Annotated in this window: 27 protein-coding genes and 1 other RNA gene; 10 read left to right on the top strand and 18 right to left on the bottom strand. The window is 65.5% G+C overall.

From position 1 onward, the window contains the following. Positions 1–237: 237 nt before the first annotated feature. The 3 genes from ACNSTU_RS15640 to ACNSTU_RS15630 all read right to left on the bottom strand — a co-directional run bounded on the left by ACNSTU_RS15640 (position 238) and on the right by ACNSTU_RS15630 (position 2,441). Positions 238–1,671, bottom strand: coding sequence for a hypothetical protein (locus ACNSTU_RS15640; protein WP_418212605.1), 1,434 nt, complete (start codon positions 1,669–1,671; stop codon positions 238–240). 283 nt (positions 1,672–1,954) lie between these two features. Continuing rightward, a complete protein-coding gene (locus tag ACNSTU_RS15635; RefSeq protein ID WP_418212604.1) occupies positions 1,955–2,236 on the bottom strand; it encodes a type II toxin-antitoxin system RelE family toxin in 282 nt (93 codons plus the stop codon). Next, positions 2,220–2,441 (bottom strand): DUF6290 family protein, encoded by a 222-nt coding sequence (locus ACNSTU_RS15630; RefSeq protein WP_418212603.1) that lies wholly within the window; start codon positions 2,439–2,441, stop codon positions 2,220–2,222. Before ACNSTU_RS15630 ends, ACNSTU_RS15635 begins: the two co-directional genes overlap by 17 nt. 108 nt (positions 2,442–2,549) lie before the next feature. Here ACNSTU_RS15630 and ACNSTU_RS15625 point away from each other — a divergent pair, with 108 nt between their 5' ends. Both ACNSTU_RS15625 and ACNSTU_RS15620 read left to right on the top strand, forming a co-directional pair. After that, on the top strand, positions 2,550–2,849 hold the full coding sequence (locus ACNSTU_RS15625; protein ID WP_418212602.1) for a nucleotidyltransferase domain-containing protein: 300 nt from the start codon (positions 2,550–2,552) through the stop codon (positions 2,847–2,849). Continuing rightward, positions 2,846–3,319, top strand: a complete 474-nt coding sequence (locus ACNSTU_RS15620) for a HepT-like ribonuclease domain-containing protein (protein WP_418212601.1) — start codon at positions 2,846–2,848, stop codon at positions 3,317–3,319. The genes ACNSTU_RS15625 and ACNSTU_RS15620 overlap by 4 nt, the downstream gene beginning before the upstream one ends. A gap of 32 nt (positions 3,320–3,351) precedes the next feature. Here the strand turns inward: ACNSTU_RS15620 and ACNSTU_RS15615 are convergent, their stop codons facing one another. The 4 genes from ACNSTU_RS15615 to rpiA form a co-directional block, all read right to left on the bottom strand. Next, positions 3,352–3,552: a DUF2905 domain-containing protein gene (locus tag ACNSTU_RS15615; RefSeq protein ID WP_418212600.1), complete on the bottom strand. Its 201-nt coding sequence runs from the start codon at positions 3,550–3,552 to the stop codon at positions 3,352–3,354. A 20-nt stretch (positions 3,553–3,572) separates the two neighbouring features. Then, complete coding sequence (gene vapC / locus ACNSTU_RS15610; protein WP_418212599.1) at positions 3,573–3,971, bottom strand: type II toxin-antitoxin system tRNA(fMet)-specific endonuclease VapC; 399 nt, start codon at positions 3,969–3,971, stop codon at positions 3,573–3,575. A gap of 27 nt (positions 3,972–3,998) precedes the next feature. Further along, positions 3,999–4,229 (bottom strand): type II toxin-antitoxin system VapB family antitoxin, encoded by a 231-nt coding sequence (gene vapB / locus ACNSTU_RS15605; protein ID WP_418212598.1) that lies wholly within the window; start codon positions 4,227–4,229, stop codon positions 3,999–4,001. A gap of 125 nt (positions 4,230–4,354) precedes the next feature. Next, the gene (rpiA, locus tag ACNSTU_RS15600; protein ID WP_418212597.1) at positions 4,355–5,017 is read right to left on the bottom strand and encodes a ribose-5-phosphate isomerase RpiA; all 663 of its coding nucleotides are present in this window, start codon (positions 5,015–5,017) and stop codon (positions 4,355–4,357) included. Between the two features lie 229 nt (positions 5,018–5,246). Here rpiA and ilvA point away from each other — a divergent pair, with 229 nt between their 5' ends. The 7 genes from ilvA to ACNSTU_RS15565 all read left to right on the top strand — a co-directional run bounded on the left by ilvA (position 5,247) and on the right by ACNSTU_RS15565 (position 15,814). Beyond that, positions 5,247–6,761 carry a threonine ammonia-lyase, biosynthetic gene (gene ilvA, locus ACNSTU_RS15595; RefSeq protein ID WP_418212596.1) on the top strand — a complete coding sequence of 505 codons (1,515 nt, stop codon included), beginning with the start codon at positions 5,247–5,249 and terminating at the stop codon, positions 6,759–6,761. A gap of 267 nt (positions 6,762–7,028) precedes the next feature. Next, positions 7,029–8,204: an iron-containing alcohol dehydrogenase gene (locus tag ACNSTU_RS15590; RefSeq protein ID WP_418212595.1), complete on the top strand. Its 1,176-nt coding sequence runs from the start codon at positions 7,029–7,031 to the stop codon at positions 8,202–8,204. 23 nt (positions 8,205–8,227) lie between these two features. Further along, positions 8,228–9,862: an AMP-binding protein gene (locus tag ACNSTU_RS15585; protein ID WP_418212594.1), complete on the top strand. Its 1,635-nt coding sequence runs from the start codon at positions 8,228–8,230 to the stop codon at positions 9,860–9,862. Positions 9,863–9,999: 137 nt separating this feature from the next. Then, entirely contained in the window at positions 10,000–11,967 is a 1,968-nt protein-coding gene (locus ACNSTU_RS15580) for a flavin-containing monooxygenase (protein ID WP_418212593.1), read from the top strand. Positions 11,968–12,022: 55 nt separating this feature from the next. Next, a complete protein-coding gene (locus ACNSTU_RS15575; RefSeq protein ID WP_418212592.1) occupies positions 12,023–13,177 on the top strand; it encodes a C4-dicarboxylate TRAP transporter substrate-binding protein in 1,155 nt (384 codons plus the stop codon). A gap of 64 nt (positions 13,178–13,241) precedes the next feature. Then, complete coding sequence (locus tag ACNSTU_RS15570; RefSeq protein WP_418212591.1) at positions 13,242–14,501, top strand: serine hydrolase domain-containing protein; 1,260 nt, start codon at positions 13,242–13,244, stop codon at positions 14,499–14,501. An 8-nt stretch (positions 14,502–14,509) separates the two neighbouring features. Next, a complete protein-coding gene (locus ACNSTU_RS15565) occupies positions 14,510–15,814 on the top strand; it encodes a hypothetical protein (RefSeq protein WP_418212590.1) in 1,305 nt (434 codons plus the stop codon). Positions 15,815–15,823: 9 nt separating this feature from the next. Here the strand turns inward: ACNSTU_RS15565 and ACNSTU_RS15560 are convergent, their stop codons facing one another. The 11 genes from ACNSTU_RS15560 to ACNSTU_RS15510 form a co-directional block, all read right to left on the bottom strand. After that, positions 15,824–16,264, bottom strand: coding sequence for a MarR family winged helix-turn-helix transcriptional regulator (locus ACNSTU_RS15560; protein WP_418212589.1), 441 nt, complete (start codon positions 16,262–16,264; stop codon positions 15,824–15,826). Between the two features lie 316 nt (positions 16,265–16,580). Further along, positions 16,581–18,881 carry a Tex family protein gene (locus ACNSTU_RS15555; protein ID WP_418212588.1) on the bottom strand — a complete coding sequence of 767 codons (2,301 nt, stop codon included), beginning with the start codon at positions 18,879–18,881 and terminating at the stop codon, positions 16,581–16,583. A 203-nt stretch (positions 18,882–19,084) separates the two neighbouring features. Then, positions 19,085–19,588, bottom strand: coding sequence for a Slp family lipoprotein (locus ACNSTU_RS15550; RefSeq protein WP_290636794.1), 504 nt, complete (start codon positions 19,586–19,588; stop codon positions 19,085–19,087). A 20-nt stretch (positions 19,589–19,608) separates the two neighbouring features. Continuing rightward, the gene (locus tag ACNSTU_RS15545; protein WP_290636793.1) at positions 19,609–20,172 is read right to left on the bottom strand and encodes a Slp family lipoprotein; all 564 of its coding nucleotides are present in this window, start codon (positions 20,170–20,172) and stop codon (positions 19,609–19,611) included. Between the two features lie 48 nt (positions 20,173–20,220). Beyond that, the gene (locus ACNSTU_RS15540; protein WP_418212587.1) at positions 20,221–21,162 is read right to left on the bottom strand and encodes a DMT family transporter; all 942 of its coding nucleotides are present in this window, start codon (positions 21,160–21,162) and stop codon (positions 20,221–20,223) included. Further along, entirely contained in the window at positions 21,159–22,754 is a 1,596-nt protein-coding gene (locus tag ACNSTU_RS15535) for a M23 family metallopeptidase (RefSeq protein ID WP_418212586.1), read from the bottom strand. Before ACNSTU_RS15535 ends, ACNSTU_RS15540 begins: the two co-directional genes overlap by 4 nt. A gap of 158 nt (positions 22,755–22,912) precedes the next feature. Continuing rightward, on the bottom strand, positions 22,913–23,869 hold the full coding sequence (locus ACNSTU_RS15530) for a glucosaminidase domain-containing protein (RefSeq protein ID WP_418212585.1): 957 nt from the start codon (positions 23,867–23,869) through the stop codon (positions 22,913–22,915). A 147-nt stretch (positions 23,870–24,016) separates the two neighbouring features. Next, complete coding sequence (locus tag ACNSTU_RS15525) at positions 24,017–24,484, bottom strand: EVE domain-containing protein (RefSeq protein WP_290633205.1); 468 nt, start codon at positions 24,482–24,484, stop codon at positions 24,017–24,019. Positions 24,485–24,546: 62 nt separating this feature from the next. Then, a non-coding RNA gene (gene ssrS, locus ACNSTU_RS15520) (6S RNA) lies at positions 24,547–24,734 on the bottom strand. A 63-nt stretch (positions 24,735–24,797) separates the two neighbouring features. Beyond that, positions 24,798–25,097, bottom strand: a complete 300-nt coding sequence (locus ACNSTU_RS15515) for a cell division protein ZapA (protein WP_290633207.1) — start codon at positions 25,095–25,097, stop codon at positions 24,798–24,800. A gap of 1 nt (position 25,098) precedes the next feature. After that, positions 25,099–25,326 (bottom strand): TIGR02449 family protein, encoded by a 228-nt coding sequence (locus ACNSTU_RS15510; RefSeq protein WP_091646189.1) that lies wholly within the window; start codon positions 25,324–25,326, stop codon positions 25,099–25,101. 75 nt (positions 25,327–25,401) lie between these two features. Here ACNSTU_RS15510 and ACNSTU_RS15505 point away from each other — a divergent pair, with 75 nt between their 5' ends. After that, positions 25,402–25,992, top strand: a complete 591-nt coding sequence (locus ACNSTU_RS15505) for a UPF0149 family protein (protein WP_290633211.1) — start codon at positions 25,402–25,404, stop codon at positions 25,990–25,992. The last annotated feature ends 18 nt before the right edge of the window (positions 25,993–26,010 follow it).

Below are 26,010 nucleotides of genomic sequence, written 5' to 3'. Positions count from 1 at the left end.
GAGCCGGGTCACAGATTAGGAAAGAGGGCGTGTATGTTGCTGGAAAGCGACGGCGGAATGTGTTTGGTGGCGGTCGAATCTTTAGTCGCCCGCCGAGTCTCTTGGGGGACGGGGAAAAGCAGGTGGACCTGAAGGTCCACCCGACGGTCCTGCGGGTGCTGTTCCTGGCGGCGTCTTCTCCGCCGGATTGCGAGGCGCCCGCGTCATGCGGACGCGGGCGCCTCGCCGGACCTATGGTTATTGGCGTTCGAGTGTCTGATACTCCGTGACGTTGTCCGCCTCGATCAGCACGTTAATGGTGTCTGGCTCTGCGGGCGTATAGGCGATCCGCAATACCTGTGCGCGACCGTCCCCAGCGTCCTCGGTTCGGACGTAGCTGCGGTTCAGCCATGCAAGCTGCTGACTCGCGCCCTGGGCCGCCCAGGGCGCTGCCTCCTCGATCTTTTCCACGTCATCGCTATCGCTGAACTGCCACGTATGACCCTCGGGTTTCGCCGATTTGCATTCGTCGTAGTCGAACTCCGCGTCACCGTTAAATTCCACCTTATCTTCGCTAATGGTGTACGTGGCATGGAGTTCGGCTCCCTCACACCTGGAGGTGGTCGTGACGCTGTTCCAGGTGCCACTCAGGTCGACTTCCCTCTCAATAGCGCGGTTCTCGTGAAGCTCGTAGGGCTCTCCATTCATCACGCCATGGCTGGTGTATGTAAACACGCCGGAGCCGGGCACGTGTGACACCATTACGGCGCTGTTGCCATCGTCATGGTCCTCGCCGCGGGCGTAGTGGTTGAGATCTCCGAAGGTGCATACGGGGCCGCAGAAGTCGACCAGGTCGTTGAGCTCCTCATAGGACGCTTCCGTCTCCTCTCTTTCCTCCCACGTTTCGACCACGCATTTACCGTCCCGGAACTCGATCGTACCTCCCTCGAGTTTCATGCCGTCATCAAGATACGTAATGGTTGCTTCTCCGACCTTGCCGGCACACTCCTCGGCTGTTGACGTTGAAACGAAACGCCAGGTTGTGCCGCGCATGTCCACGGCCCAGTCGAGGTCTTCCATGGTTGTGTTGAGGTGGCGTACGGCTTCCTCTTCGGGCACAAGGCTTCGCCCATCCAGCAATTCCTTGACGATCTCGGACTGCGCGAACTCAGCCGGCTCCTGGGACAGGTCCAGATCCGACGGGTCCGCATCCAGGTTTTCACCCACTCCGGCCGGCAGTTGAATCCGGTCCTGTGCGCCGGAGATATCGAGACTTTGCAGCAGCCGAACCAGATTCAGGGGCGCATGCTCACCGCCACCGCTGGGGATGATGTTCATGGGGGTCATGTATTCACCACCCACGGTGGAGCCCAATATGATATCGCCAAGGTAGAGCGTGACCAGTTCGCCCCGTTTGTATTCAAGCCCCCCGTCGCTGCCCGTATACTTCTTCTCGTTGAGGCTCGGAGCGGTGTAGCCCAGCCCTTCCACGGGTGCATCGACGAACTGTCCGGTCCGCTCTGTGCCCTCGCCAGTGTCGAACTGGATCGTCGGCGTAGACGTGTCATCGTCGCCTCCGCCGCTGCTGCTGCTCGATGAACTGCTGCCGAAACAGCCCGCTAGTAACCCCGCTGCGCTCGCAGTGACGAGCAGTTTCGCTGCGATGGATAATGTCGAGTGGTAAGCCTTCACGATGAAACTCCTTTATTCTGGTTTTTGGTGCAGGGTGAGGCTAGGTCGCGAGTGAATTTAAAATCGATTCGTTCAAATCGTATTTGGGAGCCGGGTCACAGGTTTGGGTATGTGCCCGTTGCCGTTCGTCATGACTGTTCGCTCCAGTCTGAATACATGGAGTCATGTGTATTCAAGAGGGGCCTAAGGGGCTAGCTCGCGGAGTTGGTTTTCGTGCGTTAATCCCGGCCCGCGGAAGTCGGACGTTCACGTCCGGCCTCCGCGTTTCGTCGGTCGCCCGTTATCACGATTCGATCTGCCCCTGATAGGCGTCGCGTCTGTGCGCGATGCGTACAACGAGAACGCAGAGTCGGTGATCCTGGATTTCGCACAGGATGCGGCGGTCTCCGACGCGGTAGCGCCAGAGTGTTGCGAAGCGCCTGGTCAGTGGTCGGCCGAGTTGTGGCGGGTCGTTCTGCTGGAGAAGGCGCTCTTCAAGGAAGTTGCGTATGCGTCGTCGGGTTTGCGGGTCTGCCTTGCGGAGTTCCTTGTGGATTGATGCAGCGTACTCAATCGTCCATGTCACGCCAGAACTCCTCGTGCGTCAAAGTCCGCTCCTGTCCCTGGCGGACCCGTTCCAGTGCCTGTTCGGCGAGGTAAACATCCTCGAGCTCGTCCAGGTGTTCCTCGATCAGTTTTCGGAGATAGAACGCCTTGGTCCGGCCCGTGGCGCGGGCCAGCCGAGTCAGGCGTTGCTCGACGTCTTCGCTGAGCCGGATCGTCGTCGGCATGGTTACCTGCTCCAGTGTGAATACATGTAGTCAGTGTATTCGAAATGGGTGAGAATGGGTAGCTCGCGGGGTGCGCATGAACCATGGGCCGGGTGTTATGCTCGTCCAATGCGACTAACCAGCGAGCAAATCGACTTGATCCGCACGGCGGTGACCCGGTGCTACGGCGAAGAGAGTGCTGTCTATGTCTTTGGATCGCGCCTGGATGACACCCGCCGCGGCGGCGATATCGACCTGCTTGTGGTAACGCCGTTGAGCGGGCAGGACGCGTTCGATGCCGAACAGCGCCTGCACGGTCGCCTTCAGCGCCTGCTGGGTGAGCGCAAGATCGACATCATTACCCACTCCGCCGACACCCCGCTGGAGGGGGTGCGGCGCCACGCGCTGGAGGCGGGGGTGCGGTTGTGAGTGACAGGCTATCGCGGCTTCTGGCACTGGTCGGGCGAGAGGATGCCCATCTGCAAGGCGTGCGTCAGCGGCTTTTCAGCGGCGTCGTGGTGGATGATCTTGATGCCGCCAGCGTTGAGGCCTGGCTCGCCGACCCGGATGGAATCGACCGTGTCGAATCGTTCGGTGCAAAGTTCTCCCGAATGCAGGACACGGTGATGGATAAGCTGATTCCTGCGTTCCTGGATGCTGCCGGAGAGATTCCGGGCACGGCGATCGATAATCTGGATCGTCTCGAGCGGCTCGGGCTGGTCAGGGATGCCGAACAGTGGCTGGCGATGCGTCGGCTGCGCAATCGCCTCGTTCACGAATACATCGAGTCTGCCGCGGATATGGTGCCGGCGCTGCGGGCGGCGTATTCCTTTGCGGATGACTTGTCGGAAACGTATGGCGGGATTGCGGAGTACAGCAGGCAGCGGCGTCTCGTTTGAAGCGTTTACGTCCGGCGTTCCCGAAGCGCCCCTCACCGCCGGAAAAGCCAGAACACCACGCTCACCACCACGCTGATGACAATGCACGTCGTGATGGGGAAGTAGAACGTGCCGCCGTCGCGTTCGATGATGATGTCGCCCGGCAGGCGGCCGAGGCCGAGTTTCGAGATCCAGGGCCAGAGCAGGCCGGCGGCGAGAGCGACGAGGCCGATGGCGATGAGGGTGCGTTGCATGGTCGCCTCCGGGGGGATCGTTACACCCAGTTCTCCACCAACAGGCCCGGCACCCGCGTGAATTCGCCTTCGTTGTTGGTCACCACGGTGAGCCCCCGGCTGCGCGCGTGGGCGGCGATCATGAGATCGTAGGGGCCAATGGGTGTGCCGGCCCGGGCGAGGTCGGCACGGATCTCTCCAAAGTGGCCCGCCGCGTTCTCGTCGAAGGGCAGGATGTCGAGCCGCGCAAGGAATGACTCGACCTGCAACAGGTTATGCTCCGGCTGCCCCGAGTGCGCCGCACCGTAATAGAGCTCCGCGGCGACGACGCTGGAGGTGCACAAGTGGGGGCCGTGGTGGTTGAATCGCTCCCGGGCCTGCGCGGGACGGTATTTGATCACGTAAATGCAGATGTTGGTGTCGAGAAGGTAGCGTAGCACGCAGCGTTCCCTCGCATGCGGGTGGGGTTACAGGGGGTCGCGTTCCTGTGCGGATGGCTGGTCGCGCTCAGCCATGAAGTCGTCGCTCACGGCAGGGCCATCAAAGAAGTCATCCCACTCGGTCCCCGCAGGGGCGATCAGCCGGGCATTGCCGATGCGGAATATCCTGACCCGCCTGACATGCTCCGGCAATGCCATGTCCTGCGGCAGCCGGACAGCCTGGTTGCGGTTGTTCCTGAAGATGCTTGCTTCGGCCATGGTGCGGCTGCCCTTCCTGATAATGCTTTGAGTATTGAGGGAGGGGGCGTATATGTCAAGAGTAGATGCCGGCGATGCCCGTGTGTCGCATGGCGGTTTGCCCGGTTGGTTTTGCGATAAGGCGATCACGCCTTCAGCGTCTGCACCCCGTCCGCCCCGCCGAGCAGGAGCACGTCGGCGCCGCGGATGGCGAACAGGCCGTTGGTGACCACGCCGGGGATGTCGTTTAGAGTGCGTTCGACCTTCACCGGCTCGGCGATTTCCAGGTTGCGCACGTCCAGGATCACGTTGCCGTTGTCGCTGGTGAACCCCTCACGCAGCTCCGGCTGGCCGCCGATGCGCTTGACGATCTCCCGCGCCACGAAGCTGCGCGCCATGGGGATCACCTCCACCGGCAGCGGGAACGCGCCGAGGGTGCCCACGAGCTTGGTATCGTCGGCGATGCACACGAACGTGCGGCTGGCGCCGGCGACGATCTTCTCCCGGGTGAGCGCGCCGCCGCCGCCCTTGATCAGCGACAGATGCCGGTTGGATTCGTCGGCGCCGTCCACGTAGAGGTCCAGCGGCCCGGCGTTGTTGAGGTCCATCACCTCGATGCCCGCGTCCTCCAGCAGACGGGTGGACGCCTCGGAGCTGGAGACGGCGGCGCGGACCCGGCCCGGCTCCTTCGCCAGCAGTGCGATGAAGGCGTTGACGGTGGAACCGGTCCCTACCCCGAGAATGGCGCCTTTCTCGACGTACTGGAGGGCGGCTTCGGCGGCAGCGCGTTTGCCGGCGTCTGTGGACATTGTCTGGCTCCGTTGTCTGGTTAAGTAACCAGTATGGCACGAGCGCCGGGGTGTTCAGGAGGGGGCCGGCCTTTGCTGCGGGAGGTGCGGAGGTTAGACTGATCGCGGCTTGCGCCGCTCCTACGGCGGGCCTCGACACATGACCGTAGGAGCGGTGCAAGCCGCGACCAAGACCGCGACGACGAACAATACCGCCCACGCACTCATGCGCTGCAACTACGGATAATCCATGACCCAGGCCTATCTGGAACGCATTCTTACTGCCTGCGTTTACGACGTCGCCATCAATTCGCCGCTGGATCATGCCCCGGCGCTCTCGGGCCGGCTCAACAACCGCGTGCTGATGAAGCGCGAGGACCTGCAGCCGGTGTTCTCGTTCAAGCTGCGCGGCGCCTACAACATGATTTCGCTGCTGCCGGACGAGGCCAAGGCCAAGGGCGTGATCTGTGCCTCCGCCGGCAACCACGCCCAGGGCGTGGCGCTGGCGTCCAGGAAGCTGGGGATCAAGGGTGTGATCGTCATGCCGCGCACCACGCCGAGCATCAAGGTAGATGCGGCCCGGCGGCTGGGTGGCAAGGTCATTCTCCACGGTGACAGCTACGACGAGGCCGCCGCCCACGCCACCAAGCTGATGGAAGAGCGGGGCATGACCTGGATTCCGCCCTACGATGCGCCGGAGATCATCGCCGGGCAGGGCACCGTGGGCATGGAGATCCTGCACCAGCACCCGCAGAAGCTCCATGCCATCTTCGTGCCCGTGGGCGGCGGCGGGCTGGCGGCCGGGGTGGCGACCTACGTGAAACAGCTCCGGCCCGACGTGAAGGTGATCGGCGTGGAGCCGGAAGATGCGCCCACGCTGCATGCGGCGCTGAAGGCCAACAAGCGGGTGCAGCTGGAGCAGGTGGGGCTGTTCGCCGACGGGGTGGCCGTGCGGCAGATCGGCAAGGAGACCTTCCGGGTGCTGCGCAAGCACATCGATGACGTGGTGCTGGTCACCACCGACGAGATCTGCGCCGGCATCCGCGACATCTTCGACGACACCCGCACCATCAACGAGCCGGCCGGGGCGCTGGCCGTGGCGGGGCTGAAGAAGTACGTGGAGACCACTGGCATCGAGGGCGAGCACCTGGTGGCCATCAACAGCGGCGCCAATATGAACTTCAGCCGCCTGGGCCACGTGGCCGAGCGCGCCGAGGTGGGCGAGCACCGGGAGGCGGTGCTGGCGGTGACCATCCCCGAGCGGCCCGGCAGCTTCCGCCAGTTCTGTCAGGCAATCGGAAAACGGCAGGTCACCGAGTTCAACTACCGCTTCTCCGATCCGCAGCAGGCGCACGTGTTCGTGGGGCTGGGCCTGCAGGATGGCCTGCACGAAAAGGACGATCTGGTCGCCCATCTGACTGAGAACGACTACCCGGTGCTGGATCTCACCGACAACGAGATGGCCAAGGTGCACCTGCGGCACATGGTGGGCGGCCATGGCCATCAGGTGGAGCACGAGCGGGTGTTCCGATTCGAGTTCCCGGAGCGGCCGGGGGCGCTGATGCAGTTCCTGAACCAGCTCGGGCGCAAGTTCAACATCAGCATGTTCCACTACCGCAACCACGGCGCGGCGTATGGCCGGGTGTTCGTGGGCATTCAGGTGCCCCCGGAGCACGCCGAGCGGTTCGACCAGTTCCTGGACGGCATCGGGTACCGGTTCGAGGAAGAGACCGACAACCCGGCGTATGCGTTGTTTTTGAGTTGATTCTACTCCCGTAGGAGCGGCGCAAGCCGCGACCCGTCAGGCGTCGGATCACGGCCATGGTCGCGGCTCGCGCCGCTCCTACGCCCGTTATGCTGGTAGGAGCGACGTCAGTCGCGCATGGTGGACGTTCGCGTCCGCCAATCCCCGCTATCGCGCACTCCACTGCTGTGTCTCATTTGCTTATCTGTCATTAGTTGACACGTAATGCAAATGCTTGCTTTGATATGGATCAAGGCAAATCACAACGACAACAGTCTGGAGGAGATCATGACCGTGCAGCCTGGAGAGGTGCAGTGCACCGCGCTTGAGAAAGTCATTTTCGGTTATCCGGCCGCAACGGCCATTCGCAGCGAAGCGGAGCGGCTGGGTGCGCGCCGGGTGTTCCTGCTCGTGAGCCGTTCCCTGGAGGAGCAGACCGACGAAATCGTCCGGATTCGTGAGGCTTTGGGCGATCTTTTTGCCGGTTCCTTCTCCGGCATCCCGTCCCACGCCCCGCGGAGTTCGGTCCTGGCGGCCGCCGCCCGAGCCAGTGAGGTGGATGCGGATCTCATCGTTACCGTGGGCGGTGGCTCCGTTACCGATGCGGGCAAGATCATGCCGATCTGCATGAAGCACGGGCTAAAGGAGCACGACGACATGGAGCCGTACCACATGAGTGTGGAATCCGACGGCTCTCTGCACTTTCCCGCGTTCGACGCCCCGGACGTGCGTGTGGTCTCCGTGCCAACCACCCTGTCGGGCGGCGAGTTCAACCCGCTGGCCGGGGCCACGGACGAGGCCAAGAAGCTCAAGCAGGGCTATCTGCACCGGTTGCTGGTGCCGGTGAGCGTGATTCTCGACCCGAGCCTCACCCGGCACACGCCCGAGTGGTTGTGGCTGTCCACGGGCGTGCGCGCCCTGGATCACGCCATGGAGACCCTGGGTTCGCCGTATTCCAACGACTTCTGTGACGGCATGGCCGCCAGCGCCATTCGGCTGCTTCGGGACGGTCTGTCGCGGGTGAAGCGTGACCCCGGTGACATGGAGGGCCGGCTGCGCTGCCAGACCGGCGTCTGGCAGTCCATGCTGCCAGTGGTCGGCGGCGTGCCCATGGGGGCGAGCCACGCCATCGGTCATGTCCTCGGCGGCACCTGCGATGTGCCCCACGGCTATACGTCCTGTGTCATGGCACCGGTGGTGCTGGCATTCAACAAGCCGGTGAACGGCGAGCGCCAGACGCTCATCAGCGAGGCCTTCGGCGAGCCCGACCGGGATGCGGGTGAACTGGCCGCGGCCTTTATCCGTGATCTCGGCATGCCGCGGACGCTCGGCGAGGTGGGCGTGACAGAGGCGGATCTGCAACAGGTTGCGGAGTACACCATGGAGGATCTCTGGGCGCGCACCAATCCACGCACGATCAAAGGTCCCGAGGATGTCATGGAGATCCTCAAGGGCGCTGTGTGAGTAGCACGAGGGGAGAAGCAGTCATGTCGACCAACCAGGACCAAGCCGCCGTCAGTATGGACCCGCGCATCGTGCCGAAAGAGCGCTGCGTCACCCGTTACCTCCTCGATCACCACGCCCTGGAGCGCCCGGACCAGGTGTTTGCGGTGTTCGACGACGAGACCCGCTGGACCTATGCCGAGGTGCACGAGAAGACCCGCGCTTTCGCCGCCGGTCTGGCGGCCCTGGGCGTTCGCCAGGGCGATCACGTCGCGTTCTGGCTGCCCAACGGCAAGGAAGGCCTGATCGCCTTCTTCGCGATCAACTATCTGGGCGCGGTGTTCGTGCCGTTCAACACCGCCTACAAGGGGCGGTTGCTGGAGCACGTGATTGAAAACTCCGATGCGGAGGTATTGATTACCCAGGACTCGCTCCTGGAGCGCCTCGGTGATGTGAGCCTGGCGGGGCTCCGCCGCGCGGTGCTCGTCGGTGACGGTGGCCAGGCGGCGCCGGGGGGCCTGGAATGCCACCGTTTCGAGCAGCTCATGGAGACATCGGCGGAGGTTCCGGAACTGGAGGCGCCGATCGAGCCGTGGCATACGCAGTCCATCATCTACACCTCCGGGACCACCGGGCCGTCCAAGGGCGTGCTCTCGTCCTATCTGCACCTGTTCACCAACGCCGGCCCGGAGACGTGGCACTTCGTGACCGGCGAGGACCGCTTCCTGGTGAACATGCCCATGTTCCACATCGGGGGCGTGGGCCTGCCCTTCGTCATGCTCGCCCGCGGTGGCTCCATCGCCATGATGGGCCCGTTCTCCACGGACACGTTCTGGCCGTTCGTGCGCCGCACCGAGTGCACTGTTGTGTTCCTGCTCGGCGCCATGGCGACCTTCCTGCTCAAGCGCGAGCCGGACGAAGAGGAGCGCAACCACCACGTGCGCCTGGCATTTCTGGTGCCGCTCACCAGTAACCACCGTGAGGTGGCGGAGCGGTTCGGCATCGACATCTACTCGATCTTCAACATGACGGAGATCTCGACGCCGATCCTCACAGGAGCGAATCCGCAGAAGCCCGGCACCTGTGGTCAGGTGCGTGACGGGGTCGACGTGCGGCTGGTGGACCAGAACGACTGCGAGGTGCCGCGGGGAGCCGTCGGTGAGATGATCCTGCGCACCGAGCGCCCGTGGGCCATGAACCATGGCTACTACAAGAATCCGGAGGCGACCGCGGCGTCCTGGCGTAACGGCTGGTTCCACACCGGTGATGCCTTCCGTCAGGATGAAGATGGCCACTTCTACTTCGTGGATCGCGTGAAGGACGCCATTCGTCGGCGCGGTGAGAATATCTCGTCCTTCGAAGTGGAGGCCGAGGTGATTGCCCACCCGGCGGTGCAGGAAGCGGCCGCCATCGGTGTGGCCAGCGAGTACAGCGAGAACGAAGTGCTGGTCGCCGTGGCCCCCGTGCCCGGTCAGACCGTCGATCCGGAGGAGCTGCTTCTGTTCCTGCGGGAGCGCATGCCCCACTTCATGGTGCCGCGCTACATCCGGGTGCTGGACGAACTGCCCAAGACGCCCACGGCGAAGGTGAAAAAGCACCTCCTGCGGGAAGAGGCCGTTACTGACGACTGCTGGGACCGGGAAGTGGCCGGTATCCAGGTGCGGCGCGAGGTGCTGTGACGCCGCGATGGTTTGCTTCCACGTGAAACGCCCGCAGGGATGCGGCCGGTGGCGTGTCGATTGATCAAAATAGATTACGTGTAATTGATCTGCAGAGGCCCGACGGCCAACAGATCGTCAATGCAGAGGCCCAGTTGATGACTTCATCGGATCGCGAGACCGACTTTCACGCCCTGCCGGAGCCGGAGAAGTTCCGACGCGCCGTCGCCGGGGCCAATATCCCGACGCTGCTGCTGATGCTGGTGCAGATGACCGGAGACTTCGGCTGGCTTGAGCCGCCGTACTGTCCCGGTCGCGCCCGTGGACTCGACGACAACGACAGCGGTGGGTTGCCGCAGCCCGTGCAGGATACGATCCGGACTGCGGCGCTGGAGGCGATTCTCGCGTGGCGCAACGGCCGCCCCCTGGCCCTGCCCGAACCGGATGAGGCGGCCATTGTGCATATGCTTGGCGTGGCGACCGGCGAGGCGGTGCCGCCCACGTACGGTGCCATGGTTGCGGCGGACCTGCGCACGGGCGTTCAGGACGAGCCCCCGGTCAGGCCATCCGTGCCGCCTCCTGCCGACTTCCGCGTGGTGGTCATCGGGGCGGGGATATCCGGCCTGTGCGCGTCCTACTATCTCCAGCAGGCGGGTATCGAGCACGTCATCCTCGAGAAGAACGACAACGTGGGCGGCACCTGGTACGAGAACCGCTACCCGGGAGCCGGCGTCGACACCCCGAACCACTTGTACTCGTTTTCGTTCGCGAAACGCGACTGGGAACGGTACTTCGCGCTGCGGGGCGAGATCGAGGCATACCTGGAGCAGGTGGCCGCCGATTTCGGCATCAACGAGCGCACCCGTTTCGGGTGCACGGTGCTCGCCACGGAGTACGACGAGACGAGCCGGCAGTGGCTGACCCGGTATACGGATGCCGAGGGTGGTGAGCAGAGCCTCTGGTCCAATGCCGTCATCAGCGCCGTCGGCGCCCTCAATGTGCCCAAGGTGCCGCCGATCCCGGGCCTGGACGGGTTCTCCGGCCGCGCCTTCCATACAGCCCGTTGGCCGGAGGATCTCGATGTGACCGGCCAGCGGGTGGCCGTGGTGGGCAACGGTGCCAGCGCCATGCAGGTCGTCCCTGCCATCGCGGACCGGGTGGAGTCTCTGGACATCTTTCAGCGTTCCAAGCAGTGGGTCGCACCGTTCGACAAGTTCCAGCAGCCTGTTCCGGAGCCGATCCGTTTCCTGTTACGCGAAGTCCCGCTCTACCAGGCGTGGTATCGCATCAAGCTCGCCTGGAGTTTCAACGACCGCATTCACGAGTCGCTGCAGAAGGATCCCGAGTGGAGCCAGTGCAAACGGTCGGTGAACGCCACCAACGACGTCCACCGGGAACTGTTCGTGCGCTACATCCGGGAGGAGCTCGGCGAGCGACAGGACCTGCTGCCCGAGGTGTTGCCGGACTATCCGCCCTTCGGCAAACGCATGCTGCTGGACAACGGGTGGTACCGGGCCATCGCCAAGCCCAACGTCAATCTCTTCACCGACGCGGTGGCGTCCATCGAGGGCAGCACCGTCGAGACCCGATCCGGCCGGCGGCGGGACGTGGACGTCCTGGTGCTGGCGACCGGGTTCGACGCGGTGCGCTTCCTCGGCTCCTACGAGGTGCGCGGACGCGATGGCGTGACCTTGCGCGAGGTCTGGGGGGAGGACAATGCCCAGGCCTACCTCGGGGTCGCCGTGCCGGGGTTTCCGAACCTGTTCACCCTGCTGGGCCCCAATACCGGCCTGGGGCACGGCGGGAGTGTGATCTCGATCATCGAGACGCAGATGCGCTACGTCACCGAGGCGCTGCAGACCCTGGTCGAGCAGGATCTCGACGCCGTCGAAGTGCGTGAAGACGTGCACCGGGCCTACAACCAAAAGGTGGATGCCGCGCACGAGAACATGGTGTGGACCCACGAGGGCATGGACAACTGGTACCGCAACTCCCGGGGGCGCGTGGTGGTGATCACGCCGTTCCGGCACGACGACTACTGGCACATGATGCGGGAGGTCCGCATCGACGACTACTGGACCTACCCACCGCGCCGGCAGCAGACCGGCGGATCGAACGCCGGCTGAGGCAACCGCGGCTCCTAGAGCCGCCAACAGAAAAGCACCACTGGAGGAGACCACCATGACGACCACCAAGACTGTGACGACTGTTGCCGGGGCGCTGGCCCTCGGACTGGCTTCGTCGCTCAGCGCCGTCGAGGCGCGGGAGCTGAACTTCGCCATCGGCCATCCGCCGGGTGCGATGCTGGTTCAGGCTGCGGAAAAGTACGCGGATGCCGTCGAGAAGGAGAGCGGCGGGGAACTCTCCGTCAGGGTATTCCCCGGTTCGCTCCTGAGCATGGAGGAGACGTCGGCGGGACTGCGTGACGGCATGGCGGATATCGGGACGGTCATGACCACCTATTTCGGTGCCGAATATCCTCACAGTAATCTCATCCTGGAATCCTCCATGATGCTGCAGCTCCTCGGCGATGACGTGCAGGGGGTGGAAGGCATCGCCTATGCCGCGGCAATGACCGAGTACCTGATGCTCCACTGCCCCGAGTGCCTGGATGAGTTCGGGCGACAGAACCAGGTCTACACCGGCGGCGCCGGCACGCCTGGCTACAGCCTCGGCTGCACCAGCGCCGTCAACGACGAGGCCAGCATCCAGGGCAAGCGGCTCCGCATCGGCGGCGCCAACTGGTCGCGCTGGGCGAACTCCGTGGGGGCGAGCCCGGTGACCCTGTCGGGGAACGAGATGCTGGAAGCGCTCGACCAGGGCGCGCTCGACTGCGTGATCCTCTCCACCTCGGATATCGCCAACTTCCGCCTGGACGAAGCGCTCAGCGACGTGACCGTGGCGATGCCCGGTGGCGTCTACGTAGGCCAGCTCACCCAGGTGAATACCGGAGTCTGGCAGTCCCTGAGCGAGACGCACCGGGAGGCCATGCTCCGTGCGGCGGCGGTGGGCGCCGCGGAAGGATCGATGCTGTATCAACAGGGTGAAGACCGCTTCATCGCCGATGCGGAGAGCAACGGGATCACCATCCATGAAGCGGACGAAGGGCTGCAGGAGCTGACCCGGGAGTTCGTCCGTGAGGATCTCGAGCGCATCGCGGCGAACTTTGCCGAGCGGCACGGCGTGGAGCGCAGCGAGGCGATGCTGGAGGAGTTCCGCGACGTGCTCGAGACATGGGTGGAACGGGTCCAGGGCGTGGACAACGCCGAGGCCCTGGCCGACCTCTATTGGGAGCACATCATGTCGCAGGTCGATGTGGCCAGCTACGGCCTGTAATGTAAACGTACCAGTGCGGCGGCGAGTGACAGCTCGCCGTCCCTGGCGCCGCAAGGGGGCGGTCATGACGGAATGGCAGTCCGAGCTGGAGCCGGTTGCCCGGGAGACCGCGGGCGGTCCGGTCAGCGGTCTGGCACACGCGCACATGGGTGCGGTGGTGGACGCATTCGTGGACAACTTTGAGCGGCGTGGCGAGCTCGGCGCCTCCCTGTGCCTGCAGGAGCACGGTCGAACCGTACTCGACCTGTGGGGCGGTTTCGCGGACGCGGAGCGCACCACGCCCTGGACCAGGGATACCGTCTGCGTGGTGTTCTCCTGCACCAAGGCGGCCACGGCCGCCTGTGTCCATCTGCTCAACGAGCGGGGGCTGCTGGACCTGGATGCGCCGGTCGCGGAGATCTGGCCGGCGTTCGGCGACCGGGGCAGGGCGGCGGCCACCCCACGCATGATGCTCGATCATTCCTTGGGCTTGCCTGCGTTGCGCGACCCCGTCAAGGCGGACTGCATCGTGGACACCGGCTACATGGTTGATCGGCTGGAGCAGGAACCGCCGTTCTGGGAGCCGGGCACCCGTCACGGCTATCACGCGTTGACCTACGGGTTTCTGCTGGGCGAGCTGGTGCGCCGGGTCTCCGGCCGCAGCCTGGGACAGTTCTTCGCCGATGAAGTGGCCACTCCGTTCGGGCTGGATTTCTGGATCGGACTGCCCGAAGCGGTGGAATCCCGCGTCTCGCCCATCGTGCCCTACCGGTTGACCGGCGAAGAGCCGGTGACGCCGTTCATGGAGGCGGTCCGGGAGCCCGGGACATTGCCGAATCTGTTCATCTTCAACCACGGTGACTGGGCGGCGCGTGGCGTTAACACGCGTGCCGGACGTGCCGCGGAGATCGGCGCCGCTGGCGGCGTCAGTCATGCCCGCGGGCTTGCGGATCTGTTCACGGCGCTGGCCATCGGGCGGCCCGGGGATGGGCGGACGCTGCTGCAGCCGGAGACCATCGCCGGTCTGGGGGTAGTGTCCTCTGCTTCCCACCGGGACGCCACGTTGCTGGCCCCCACGCGCTTCGGGCCGGGGTTCATGGTTTCCATGGATAACCGTCGCCGCCGCGAGGCCACGGATAGCGTGATTCTCGGCCGAAACGCCTTTGGTCATGTGGGTGCCGGCGGCTCCATCGGTTTCGCCGATCCCGACCGCGGGCTTGCCGTCGGCTATGCCATGAACCGTCAGGGGCATGGGCTGTTGCTGAACGAACGGGGCCAGAGTCTGGTGGACAGCATCTACCGGCAGTACGAATGCACCACCAGCCGCTCGGGTTTCTGGGCGTAGGAGGAGGAATGGACCGCCAGTTCCCCGACGAAGAGCTTGCCCGCCTGACCGCGCCGTTGGAAGCGCGAGCAATTGCCGCGTTGGAACAGGATGATGACCCCGCGCTGGACGACTGGCTGCAACGCATGGAGACCGGTCACCTCGGGTTGCACATGCTTTCCATTCACACCCTGGCGCGCAAGGCGGGCATGTTGCGCCGGGACCACGGCGAAGCGAAGGCGCGGGAGGAGCTTCTGCGCATCGGAGCGCAGTTGATGGCCACCTGGGTACGACAGTACAGGACGGGGGATTATCGCGGCGCCATTGCCGATCTGGTTGCGATCTATGTTCACCAGGCCGGCGCTGTACCGCAGCCACTGGAGGAGACCGACGACGCGGTGGTCCTTGATCTCTCGCCCTGCGGCAGTGGTGGTCGGCTGGAGCAGGACGGTTTCGCGGACAAGCACCCGGAATGGTATGGCGGCTGGCGCGATGGTGTCAGCAGCCTCTGCCAGGCTTGCAAGGCGTGCCAGGGCGCGCTCAACAGCGCCCTGGGCGAGACGGTCTGGAGCACGGAGAAGGGGGCGGGTGGCCACTGTCGCATGCGTTTTGCCAAGCCATCGGGCCGGACTGCGCCACTGTTCAGCGATCAGGAGCGCACGGCGTTGGTCACCACCCGCGTTCAGTCTGCCCGTGCCCGGCTCGCCGCCGGCGGGCGTGACATTCGCGAACTGCTGGAGGGTCAGCGGCAGGAGTGGCGACCCTGGCACGACTTCGCCGTCGCCTGGCTGGCCTGCTTCTACGGAACGGCGCTGGAGTCGGGCGGCGCTGATTATCTCGACGCGATGCTTGCCGAGACGTTCGAGCCGGCGTTTCAGGTCGGTTTTCCCCGTTACGCCGCGCTGTCCGACGCGGAACTGGTGCACGAGGTCGCGCAGACCTGGCACTATCACTGCGCGGACTTCAGCGTGCGCGAGGAGTCGGATCGGTTCGTCTTCACGCTCGATCCGTGCGGTAGCGGAGGGCGGCTGTTCCGCGGCGAATTGTGGCGCGGGCTGCTCAATTACGGGGACGACCTGGTGCCGATCATGGACGAGCCGCATCCGGTGAATTTCCACCGTGTTGGGGCACCGTCTTACTGCACCCATTGTGCGGCGGCGAATCGCGCGCAGTTTGCCGGCCATGATGCCGGTGCAGCGCCTCTGTTCTTCATTGTGGACGGCCACGCCCAGCTCGTGCCCGGGCAGCCTTGTCGGCAGTTTTCTTACAAGAAAGGGGTTTCGGGGGGTGGCGTGGCTGCGGAGTTACGTAAGCAGATTGCCCCCAACGCCTGACGGGCCTTGCTATCCGTGATGGTCGGACCCGTTGGCGTAATCCGGCGACTTGCTGATTCCGAGAGCGACTTCAGGCAGGGTGTTCGCCCTGATGCGGTCGGTCAGCCGCACAAGCGTTTCCAGTTCATCGTCGTCAAGGATGCCGAAGATGCGCGCGGTCCAGTCCTCGTGTTCTCCCGCGATTGCGTGAAACACGTTCTCGCCTGCCTCGGTCATGAAAATGTGGCTCACGCGTCGATCTTCAGAGCAGGGGCGGCGCTGGACCAGGCCGTCGGTCTCCATGCGGTCAATCAGTCGCGTGATGTTGCCCTTGGAGGCGATCAGGCGTTGTGCCAGCCCCTTCGTGCTGAGCCCGTCCGGACCGGCGTGGTGGAGTTGGGACAGCACGCTGAAACGGGTCATGGAGGACTCATGCCGGATGCGCAGGAGATCGTTGATTGTCGTTTCCATCCGTTTCGAGCACATCAGCAGGTGCAACCATCCCCGCAAAGCCTGCTTGCTGGAGGGCGTTGTTCCGGCGTGGTTCAGAGGATTCAGCGTGGTTTTCATGGGTATGCGCCGACCTGTCTAAGACGGGATGGTGGATAACGACTGGTCTGTAAATGCTATCAGTCCGTGCGCCGAATACCTAATTCGGTTACGTGTGAACAATCTTGGCGCCGTTCCCGGCCGGTGGACCTGAAGGTCCGGCCGGGGCCGGTCGCGACTCACGTCGCTCCTACCAGGGTGATCGGCGTAGGAGCGACGTGAGTCGCGATTACCCCGTCTACTTCTTCTTCGCAGCCCGAAACGCGTCCGCGAGGCTGCCTTCCGCCGGCTTCTCTTTGGGCTTGTCCTGGTTATCGCGCGGTTTGCCGGGTTTGCCTTTCTTCGGGGCCGGTTTCTCCGCCGGCTCCTCGCCGGGTAGCGGGTCGTCCATGCGCATGGTGAGCGCGATGCGCTTGCGGCGCTCGTCGACGCTGAGCACCTTGACCTTCACCACGTCGCCCGGTTTCACCACTTCCCGCGGGTCGCGGATGAACTGTTTGCTCATGGCGGAGATGTGCACCAGGCCGTCCTGGTGGACGCCGAGATCCACGAAGGCCCCGAAGTTGGTGACGTTGCTCACCGTGCCCTCGAGCTGCATGCCGGGTTTCAGGTCGGCGAGGGTTTCCACGTCGTCGCGCAGGTTGGCGGTGACGAACTCCGGGCGGGGGTCGCGGCCGGGTTTGTCCAGCTCGGCGAGGATGTCCCGCACCGTGGGCTCGCCGAAGCGCTCGTCGGCGTAGTCGGCAGGGCGCAATTTGCCGAGAAAGGCGCTGTCGCCGATGGTGTCACCCAGGTTGCGGCCGTTGGCCTTGAGGATGCGCTCCACCAGCGGGTACGCCTCCGGGTGGACGGCGGAGCGGTCCAGGGGCTGGGCGCTGTCGTTGATGCGGAGAAAGCCCGCCGCCTGCTCGAAGGTCTTGTCGCCCAGGCGGGGCACTTTGTGCAGCGCCTTGCGGTCGGGGAAGGCGCCGTTGGCGTCGCGGTGGGCCACGACGTTCTCGGCCAGGGTGGTGTTGAGGCCCGAGACCCGTGCCAGCAGCGGCGCCGAAGCGGTGTTCACGTCCACGCCCACGGCGTTGACGCAGTCCTCCACCACGGCGTCCAGGGTGCGGGCGAGCTGGGCCTGACTGACGTCGTGCTGGTACTGCCCCACGCCGATGGACTTGGGGTCGATCTTCACCAGCTCCGCCAGCGGGTCCTGCAGTCGGCGGGCAATGGAGACGGCGCCGCGCAGGCTCACGTCCAGATCCGGGAACTCCTTCGCGGCCACTTCCGAGGCGGAGTACACGGAGGCGCCTGCCTCGGAGACCATGACTACCTGGGCGCGCAATTCCGTGTGGCGCTTGCCCACCTCCTTTGCCAGGCGTTCCGTTTCGCGGGAGCCGGTGCCGTTGCCCACGGCGACCATGTCGACGCCGTGGCGCTCAATCAACTGTGCCAGGGTGTGGACGCTCTGGTCCCAGGCGTTCTTCGGCGGCAACGGGTAGATGGTGGCGGTGTCCAGCAGCTTGCCGGTGGCCGAGACCACCACGACCTTGCAGCCGGTGCGGATGCCCGGGTCGATGCCCATGACGCAGCGGCTGCCCGCCGGTGGCGCCAGCAGCAGATCGTGCAGGTTGCGGCCGAACACCTGGATGGCTTCGGTTTCGGCGCGCTCGCGCAGGCTGCCGATGAGGTCCGTCTCCAGCCGGGTGTAGAGCTTCACCCGCCAGGTGTGGCGGACCAGGGCGGTCAGCCAGTCGTCTCCGGGACGGTCCTGGTGGCGGACACCGAAATAGCCGGCGACGCGATCATGGCAGGGCCCCGGCTGGTCGCCGTCGATCTCGATGGCGAGCCGCAGGATGCGCTCCTTGCGCCCGCGCAGCAGGGCGAGCGCCCGGTGGGAGGGGACCGCCTTGAGCGGTTCCCGGTAGTCGAAGTAGTCGCTGAACTTGGCGCCGGCCTCCTCCTGCCCGGGCGCGACTTCCGAGACCAGGACGCCCTTGTTCCAGGCGTGCTCGCGTAGCCCCGTCACCAGATCGGGATCCTCGGCGGCCTCCTCGGCGAGAATGGCGCGGGCGCCTTCCAGGGCGGCATCGGCGTCTGCCACGCCGGCGTCGGCGTTGACGTAATCGGCGGCGCGGGTATGGGGATCCACGGACGGGTCGCTGACCAGTACGCGCGCAAGCGGCTCAAGGCCGCCCTCGCGGGCGATCTGGCCCTTGGTGCGGCGCTTCTTCTTGTAGGGAAGGTAGAGGTCTTCCAGCCGCTGCTTGGTGTCCGCCGTCTGCAGGGCCTGGTGCAGGCTGTCGGAGAGCTGTCCCTGCTCGCGGATGGTGCTGATGATGGTGTCGCGGCGCTCTTCCAGCTCGCGCAGGTAGCCCAGGCGCTCTTCCAGCTGGCGCAGCTGGGTGTCGTCCAGGCCGCCGGTGGCCTCCTTGCGGTAGCGGGCGACGAACGGCACGGTGGCGCCGTCGTCCAGCAGCTGCACGGCGGCGTCGACCTGGTTGGTGCGCACGCCGAGTTCCTCGGCAATCCGTTGAGTCAGGGTATTGGCCATTGGGTCTTGTCGGGGTAGTGAATGTGGGGCCGGATGATAGCAGATCGGTTGGTGGGGCCTGGTGGGCGAGTGGCGTTATTGGTGGACCTGAAGGTCCACCCTACGGGCGCGTGCCCGCCGCCGAGACGTATGGGCGTAGGGCGTAGGGTGGATCTTCAGATCCACCATCATCAGGTCCACCATCCCGAAGGCCGACGTTCCCGTCACCGCATGATGCCGATCCCGATCCCGAAATTCACCCGCGGTTCGCTTCGCGTCCCGTGGCTGGTCCGGCGCGGCCACAGGTGGAGGTCCTCGGCGTGCACCACCGCGTAGGTGTACTCCGCCTCGCCGATGGTGGCCGTCCGCGCCTCCTCGAGCGGACCGCGCACGGTGATCTGGCGGCCCTCGCCGTAGTCGGCGGGCTCCAGGTAGCCGTCGGCGATAATCAGGAACCGGCCCTGGGATGAGCGGTCGATCCGTGGCTGATCCCCGCGGTCGAGCGGGTAGGCGAGGACCTCGATCTGGGTGGTGTCCTGTTGCGGTTTCACGGACAGAATCGTGCCGCCCCAGATCACCTGCTCGTCGCGCACCTGATCGGCGGCGGCCTGCCGCGGCTGCAGATCGCGGTTGACGCCATCGGTGTCGAATTGCGGGCCGGTGGCGCAGGCCGTGAGCACCAGCATGGCGGCGATTATGGGGAGCGTTTTCATCGCTGTGCGGCGCATGGGCGTCCTCAACATGGCAGTCAGTAGCGGAACCCGCGGCGATGGGGGTACCACGGATCGTACCAGGGGTCGTACCAGGGCCCGTAACGGGGGTCGTAGTAGGGGCCCGGGTAATAGCGGGGGGCGTGGGCGTACGGATCGGGCCGGGGTTCGGGCCACAGGTGATGGCCGCTGGCGCGCACGCGCACATACCGGTAGTCATGCTCGCCGACCGGGCGGGTCTCTTCCCCGTCCACGGTGCCCGTGGCGGTCATGCGGCGGCCTTCCTCGTACACGGCCGGGTCGAGGAAGCCGTCGATCACCGCCAGGAAGCGGCCTTCACTGGTGTCGCCGGTGCGCGGCCTGCCGCTGCGGTCCAGCGAGCGGCCCACCACTTCCACAAGCGTGACGTCCTGCCGGTTCTCAACACCGGCAATGGTGCCGCCCCAGCGGACGGTCTTGCCCTGGTGTTGCTCCGGTGATTCACGCACATCGCTGATCGTCGGGGCGCCACGCCCAGGGTCGGGAATGCTGTCCCGGGTGGTGCTGCAGCCGGTCAGCAGCAGCGCCAGACATGCCAGACACAGTAGAGCGGTCCTGGTCATGGATCCATGCCCTCGTCACACCGGGGGTCTACAGCGCCCCACGCGCTGTCAGGACTTCCGGTTCTCTGTTGAGACCGCTGAATCGGAGCCGGGTTCGTTTCGCCTGCCGCGATCCGCCAGCGTCACGGTCGCGACACCGGCTCCAATCAATAATAGCCCGACAATGTTGGTGCCGGTCAGTGCCTCTCCCAGCAGGACGGCGGACGCTGCAACGCCGAACGCCGGCACGCCAAGGCTGCCGATGGAGGTGGTCACGGCGGGCAGCGCCCGTGTGATGGTGATGATTGCCCAGAACGGAAACGCAGTGGCCAGCGGGCCGTTGTAGAAGAGGATGCCCAGCAGGACCGGATCCGACCACTCCACGGTGCCGGCGTCCTCGACCATCAGCGCAATGGGTAGCAGGACGACCGCGGCGATGCCGAACTGCCACGGGGCCAGCGTCAGTGGCGGGCCCTGGTTGCGCTGGGCGCGCACGTAGACGATCAGCAGGGCCCAGCACAGCGCGGCGAGCAGCAGCAGGCCGTTGCCTATGACCACGGACGGACTGGTCCAGTCGAAACCGAACGGGTTGAACATCACCGCGACGCCGCCGATGCCCAGGGCGAAGCCCAGCAGGCGCGGGCGCGTGAGGGTTTCGCCCAGGGTCATGGCGGCAATGGGCAGTACCCAGAGCGAGGTGGTGTAGGCGAGAATGGACGAACGCCCGGCGGGGACGTACTGCAGGGCTATGGTGACCAGCCCCAGGAACAGCGCCATCTGGATCAGGCCGACGCCGAACACCAGTGTCCACTCGTCGCGGTAGGGGCGGCGGAGCTGCCCCATGATGGCGGCGGCGATCACCATGCACAGGCAGCCCAGCACCATGCGGATGCTGGTGAACAGCAGCGGCGGGATGTACTCCAGGCCGACCTTCATCACCGGCCAGTTCAGCCCCCAGAGCACGATCACCAGCCCCAGCAGCACCAGGGCGGCGCGCCCCGACGGGATCATTCCTCGTCCCGCATCGCCAGCTGTTGTTCCTGCTCCTCGTGCATATCGTCGAGCTGCGCCACGAGGGGGGCGGCGCGGGCGACGAAGTCATCCATGTGTTCGCTGGCAACCGGGTCGCCGCTGGGCAGGTCCACCCGCATGGGGTTGCGGTGGACGCCGTCCTTCATGAATTCGTAATGCAGGTGCGCGCCGGTGACCAGTCCGGAGGCGCCGACATAGCCGATGGTCTGTCCCTGCTCGACGCGCGTGCCCACGCTGATGCCATTGGCGTAGCGCGACATGTGAGCGTACAGGGTGCGGTACCGGTTGGCGTGCTCGATGATGACGGTGCGGCCGTAGCCGCCCTTGCGCGAGGCGTGGACGACCCGGCCGGCACCGGCAGCCCGGATCGGCGTGCCCGAGGGCGCGGCGAAGTCCGTGCCCAGGTGCGGGCGGCGGACGCCCAGTACCGGATGCCTGCGGTTGGGGTTGAATCCGGAGCTGATCCGCGCATCGCCAACCGGGCGACGGAGAAACGCCTTGCTCAGGTTCTCGCCCTCGGGGCTGTAGTAGCCGCGGGTGCCGTCCGGGTCTTCGTAGCGCACCGCGTCGATCGCATTGCCGCGGTTAACGTAACGGGCCGCCAGAATGGGGCCGTCGCGCACGTGTTCATCGTCGATGTAGTAGGACTCGTAGGCCACCGAGAACATGTCCCCGGAGCGCACGTCGCGTCCGAAGTCCACCTGCCACTTGAAGATGTTCATCAGCCGCATGATCTGGCCGTGGCTGAGCCCGGCGTCCTGGCCGGCGACGAACAGGGAGCTGTTGACCGTGCCGCTGGCGTGCTTGACCCGCGTCTCGATGGCGCGGCTCTCGATGCTGACTTCAAAGCCGTCGTCACCCCGGGCGACGACCAGCGTGTCGGCATCGTCGATGTCGTGGCGCAGCCCCTGCAGGGCGTCGCCTTCCACATGGAAGTGGATTTCATCACCGGGGTAGATGCGCTGGAGCTGCGCGGTGCGGTCATCGGTATTGACCAGGCGGTGAAGCTCGCCTGCGGACAGGCCGGCGCGGCTGAAGATCGCGGCCAGGGAGTCGCCGGAGCGGACTTCGATGGTCTCCCATTCCGGCCCTTCGTGCGGCGCGGCCAGCTCCTCCATCTCGGCCTCGGCTTCGGCCGCGCTCTCGGCGGTATCGTCGCTGGCGTTGGTGCTGCCGGTACTAGCGTTGATGTAGCTGGCCCAGCCCGAATCCATGTCGGCTTCCGTGGCGTTGGCGGTACGCAACGGGCCGGAATCCGCGGGCGTTCCGTTATCGGTGACCGGCGCGGGGCTGTCGTCCATGGTGGCGGAGGTCGTGCGGCTGCCGTTGCCACGGGCCCGCTGTGCAACCATGTCGCCAACGCGGGTGCCCGGCATGCCCAGCTCCATCGCGACCGTATCGCCGGAGGCTCCCGATCCGGAACCGCTGCTTCCGAGGCCGATCAGGCCCGCGGTGATCAGGCCCACGCCCACCGCGCCAATGGCCAGCGGAATCGGGCGAAGCCACCATTTCAGGCCGCGCCGGGGCGAGGAACCCTCGTGCAGTAGCCACTGTTTTTGACGATGCCCCAACGTTCTATCCCCCTGCATCCGCGACGAGTGATCAGACTCCTCGCGCACAATGAGTGTTACCTTATAGCAGGCACTTTATGAATACAAATGACTTTGTTCGCCAAGCCGTTCAAATTGTTGGTTTTTGGTGACATGTCATTGGCTGGTGACAATAGCCCCTACGGCGTACGGTTCGCCAGTTCGAGATCCGGCATGTGGTGCAGTTCGTTCTGCCGGATCATTGCACGGACTTCATCCACGTAGTCCTGACCCCTTTCAGAGTAGCGGATCAGGCCGCTGGCGAGGGTGATCCCGTCCAGCGGTTCGCCCTGTTCGCGCAGGTTCGCCCGTTGCTGTCGCAGCTCACCGTAGGCGTGCCCGACGTTGATGTTGCGTATGTATGAGCGCACCGAAGCATGGAGATCGGGGAAGATGCGGACAAAATGGGTCGCGCCCTCCGCACGTTGCTGTGGCAGCAGGCCCTGGTCCTCGTTCCATGTCCATTCACCGAACAGGTTGTTGGCCTCCCGGGTGAACCGTGATGTGCCCCAGCCGCTTTCGTTGGCCGCCTGCGCCAGCGCCAGGGACGCCGGTACGGCATCGATCCGTCGCAGCAGTTGCTGGCGCACGGCGGCGTCGTTCAGGTCGCCCTCGACCCGGTAGCGCTCCTTGAGCTGTCCGAGATAGACACGTTCGTCGGTGCCCGGTTCCGGCGGTGCACCCCCCTGCAGCAGTGCCCGGGCGTTGTCCCTATGGTGGCGCAGCATCGCGTTCTCGTGCAGCACCAGCGGCAGCAGGGCGCGGAAGAACACCGCCTTGCGCGCGTCAGCGTCCAGATCCGCCATGTCCCCCGGGAAGTGCTCCACCTGGATGCGCGGCACGCTGCTTTCCGGCGGCCAGGGGAACTCCATCGCGTCCAACTCGTCCGCCAGCCCCGCAGCCGAGTCGGCCTCAACCGTGTCCATGGGGAGGTCGAAGGAGAACGCGTCGATGCCCCGGGACGGCGTGTCCAGGTCCCGCACCTGCTGCCAGCCCACCGCCAGCGCGGCGGTGACCGCGATCACCGCGGCGACCGCCAGCACGACTCGATGATCGGTCGGCCCGAGGCCGTATTCTGTTGCCTGTGTCTCGCTCACTGCGCTCATCCGTTGGTCGCACATCGCACGATCGGCACGGCGGTCACTCCGGACCGTCCCGAGAGAGTATGCGTTCGCTGCCTGTCGTGATCCGGGACGAGAGTCACGGAATGACGCTCCCGTTTCCGTGTCCCGATGGGCGGCAGGTCATTCGAGCCCGAGAATGAACTGCCACTGCTCCGGGGTGACCGGCATGACCGACAGGCGGTTGCCCTTGCGCACCAGGGGCATATCGGCCAATTCCGGGCGATCCTTGAGTTCCTTGAGCTCGGTGAGGCTGATGGTGCGGCCAAGCTTGCGGACGAAGCGGATGTCCACCATGAACCAGCGCGGGTTGTCCGGGTCGCTTTTCGGATCGTAGTGGGGGTCTTCCGGGTCGAACGCCGTGTGGTCCGGGTAGCCCTCGCGCACCACTTCGGCGATGCCCACCACCCCGGGCACCTTGGTGTTGGAGTGGTAGAACAGGACCTGATCGCCCTGTTTCATCTGGTCGCGCATCATGTTGCGCGCCTGGTAGTTGCGCACACCGTCCCAGTGGTCGGTCTGGTCGGGGCAGTTGGCGAGGTCGTCAATGCCGAACACGTCCGGCTCGGATTTCATCAGCCAGTATTGCATCGGGGCTCCAGCCGTGGCTTCGGGGCAAGCCGCACAGGATACCGGGGTTGGCTAGGAAAGGGACACCCCCCGCTGGCGCCGTGCGGTATCGCCCCTTGAACCCTGAGGTTCAGGTGGGGAGGACGAGCGGGGCCTTAGGCTTTCCGCACGGGGCGGACATGCGCACCGGATACCGCCACGTCAGTTCCCCTGGCGATTCAATTGAGGGTCAAGGAATAGCTGTGACCGCTGTCGAACGCCGCAGGGGGTGTCCAGTGCCATGGTGGGGGCTGGACGCCGGGACTGCAAGGGGGACGGACGGGTGGTGTCCGGATCAGGACTCCGGCAGCACCTGGTTGATGCGCTGCTCCATGGCGCGCACGCGGTCCTCGACCAGGGTGGCGGTCTCGCGCTGGTCGTTCTGCGCCTGCAGCAGCTCGTGGGTGAGATTCAGCGCCGCCATCACCGCGATGCGATCCGCTCCCTGGATGCGCCCGGCGTCGCGGACTTCGCGCATGCGTCGGTCGAGCATGTGGGCCGAGCTCAGCAGGCCCTCTTTCTCGTCCGGCGGGCAGGCCACCATGTATTCCTTGTCGAGAATGGTGACCCGGACCGGTTCGATGTCGTCGCGCATGTCAGTGGTGCTCCATAGCCTTGAGGCGGCTGATCATGGATTCGATCTTGGAGCGGGCCATCTCGTTCTTTTCCAGCAGGCTGGCACGCTCCGCGTTCAGCGAATCCTGGGACTGACGCAGCACCCGGTTTTCTTCTTCGAGTCGGGCACAATAGCGCACCAGCGAGTCCACCTGGCGTTCCAGCCGGTCAAGCTCCCTGCGCAGTGCCTTCGGGGACGATTCACTCATGCCTGCAACGGCCCGCGATGCCTCATATGTCGTGGTAGGATAGCGATTTTGTACGGCCTTGGATATGTCCGCGCCATGACTGACTCTCTACCCGATTACGACGCCCTCAACGAAGCCCTCGCCGAGGTGGAGGCCGAGATCGGTGCTGCCGAGGCCCACGGCCTGCTTGCGGGGATGCTCAGCGCTTCCGCGCAGGTGGAAGCGGCGCAGTGGATCGCCCAGGTCCTCGCCGGCACCGAGCCGAAGGGCGATCCGGCCCGGCGCTGCCTGGAAGGCCTGGCCGCCCTGTACGGCGCCACCCAGCAGGGCATGGATGACAGCAACCTGGAGTTCCAGCTGCTGCTGCCCGACGGGTCCGCGCCCGTGGACCGGCGTGCCGAGAGCCTTGGCGCCTGGGCGCACGGGTTCATCTACGGCCTCGGCGTGGGCGGGTTGCCGGAGGAGAGCAAGCTGCCGAAGGAGGTGGCGGAGATCATCGGCCACCTGGGCGAGGTCAGCCACGCCGTGAGCGACGAGGGCGGCGAGGCGGACGAGGCGGCTTACGAGGAGCTCCTGGAGTTCGTGCGCACCGGCGCCCTGCTGGTGCGCGAGCACCTGCAGCCGCGCAAACGCGACAAACCCGTGCCGGTGCCGGGCGCCGATCAGGGCAGCCAGCGCACCCACTGACCCACTCACAAACACCTG

Source organism: Aquisalimonas sp. APHAB1-3 (genome assembly GCF_048323695.1).
In the GTDB taxonomy this organism is placed as follows: Bacteria; Pseudomonadota; Gammaproteobacteria; order Nitrococcales; family Aquisalimonadaceae; genus Aquisalimonas.
The sequence above is the reverse complement of the archived record's forward strand: the minus strand, read 5'-3'. Positions and strand labels throughout refer to the sequence as shown.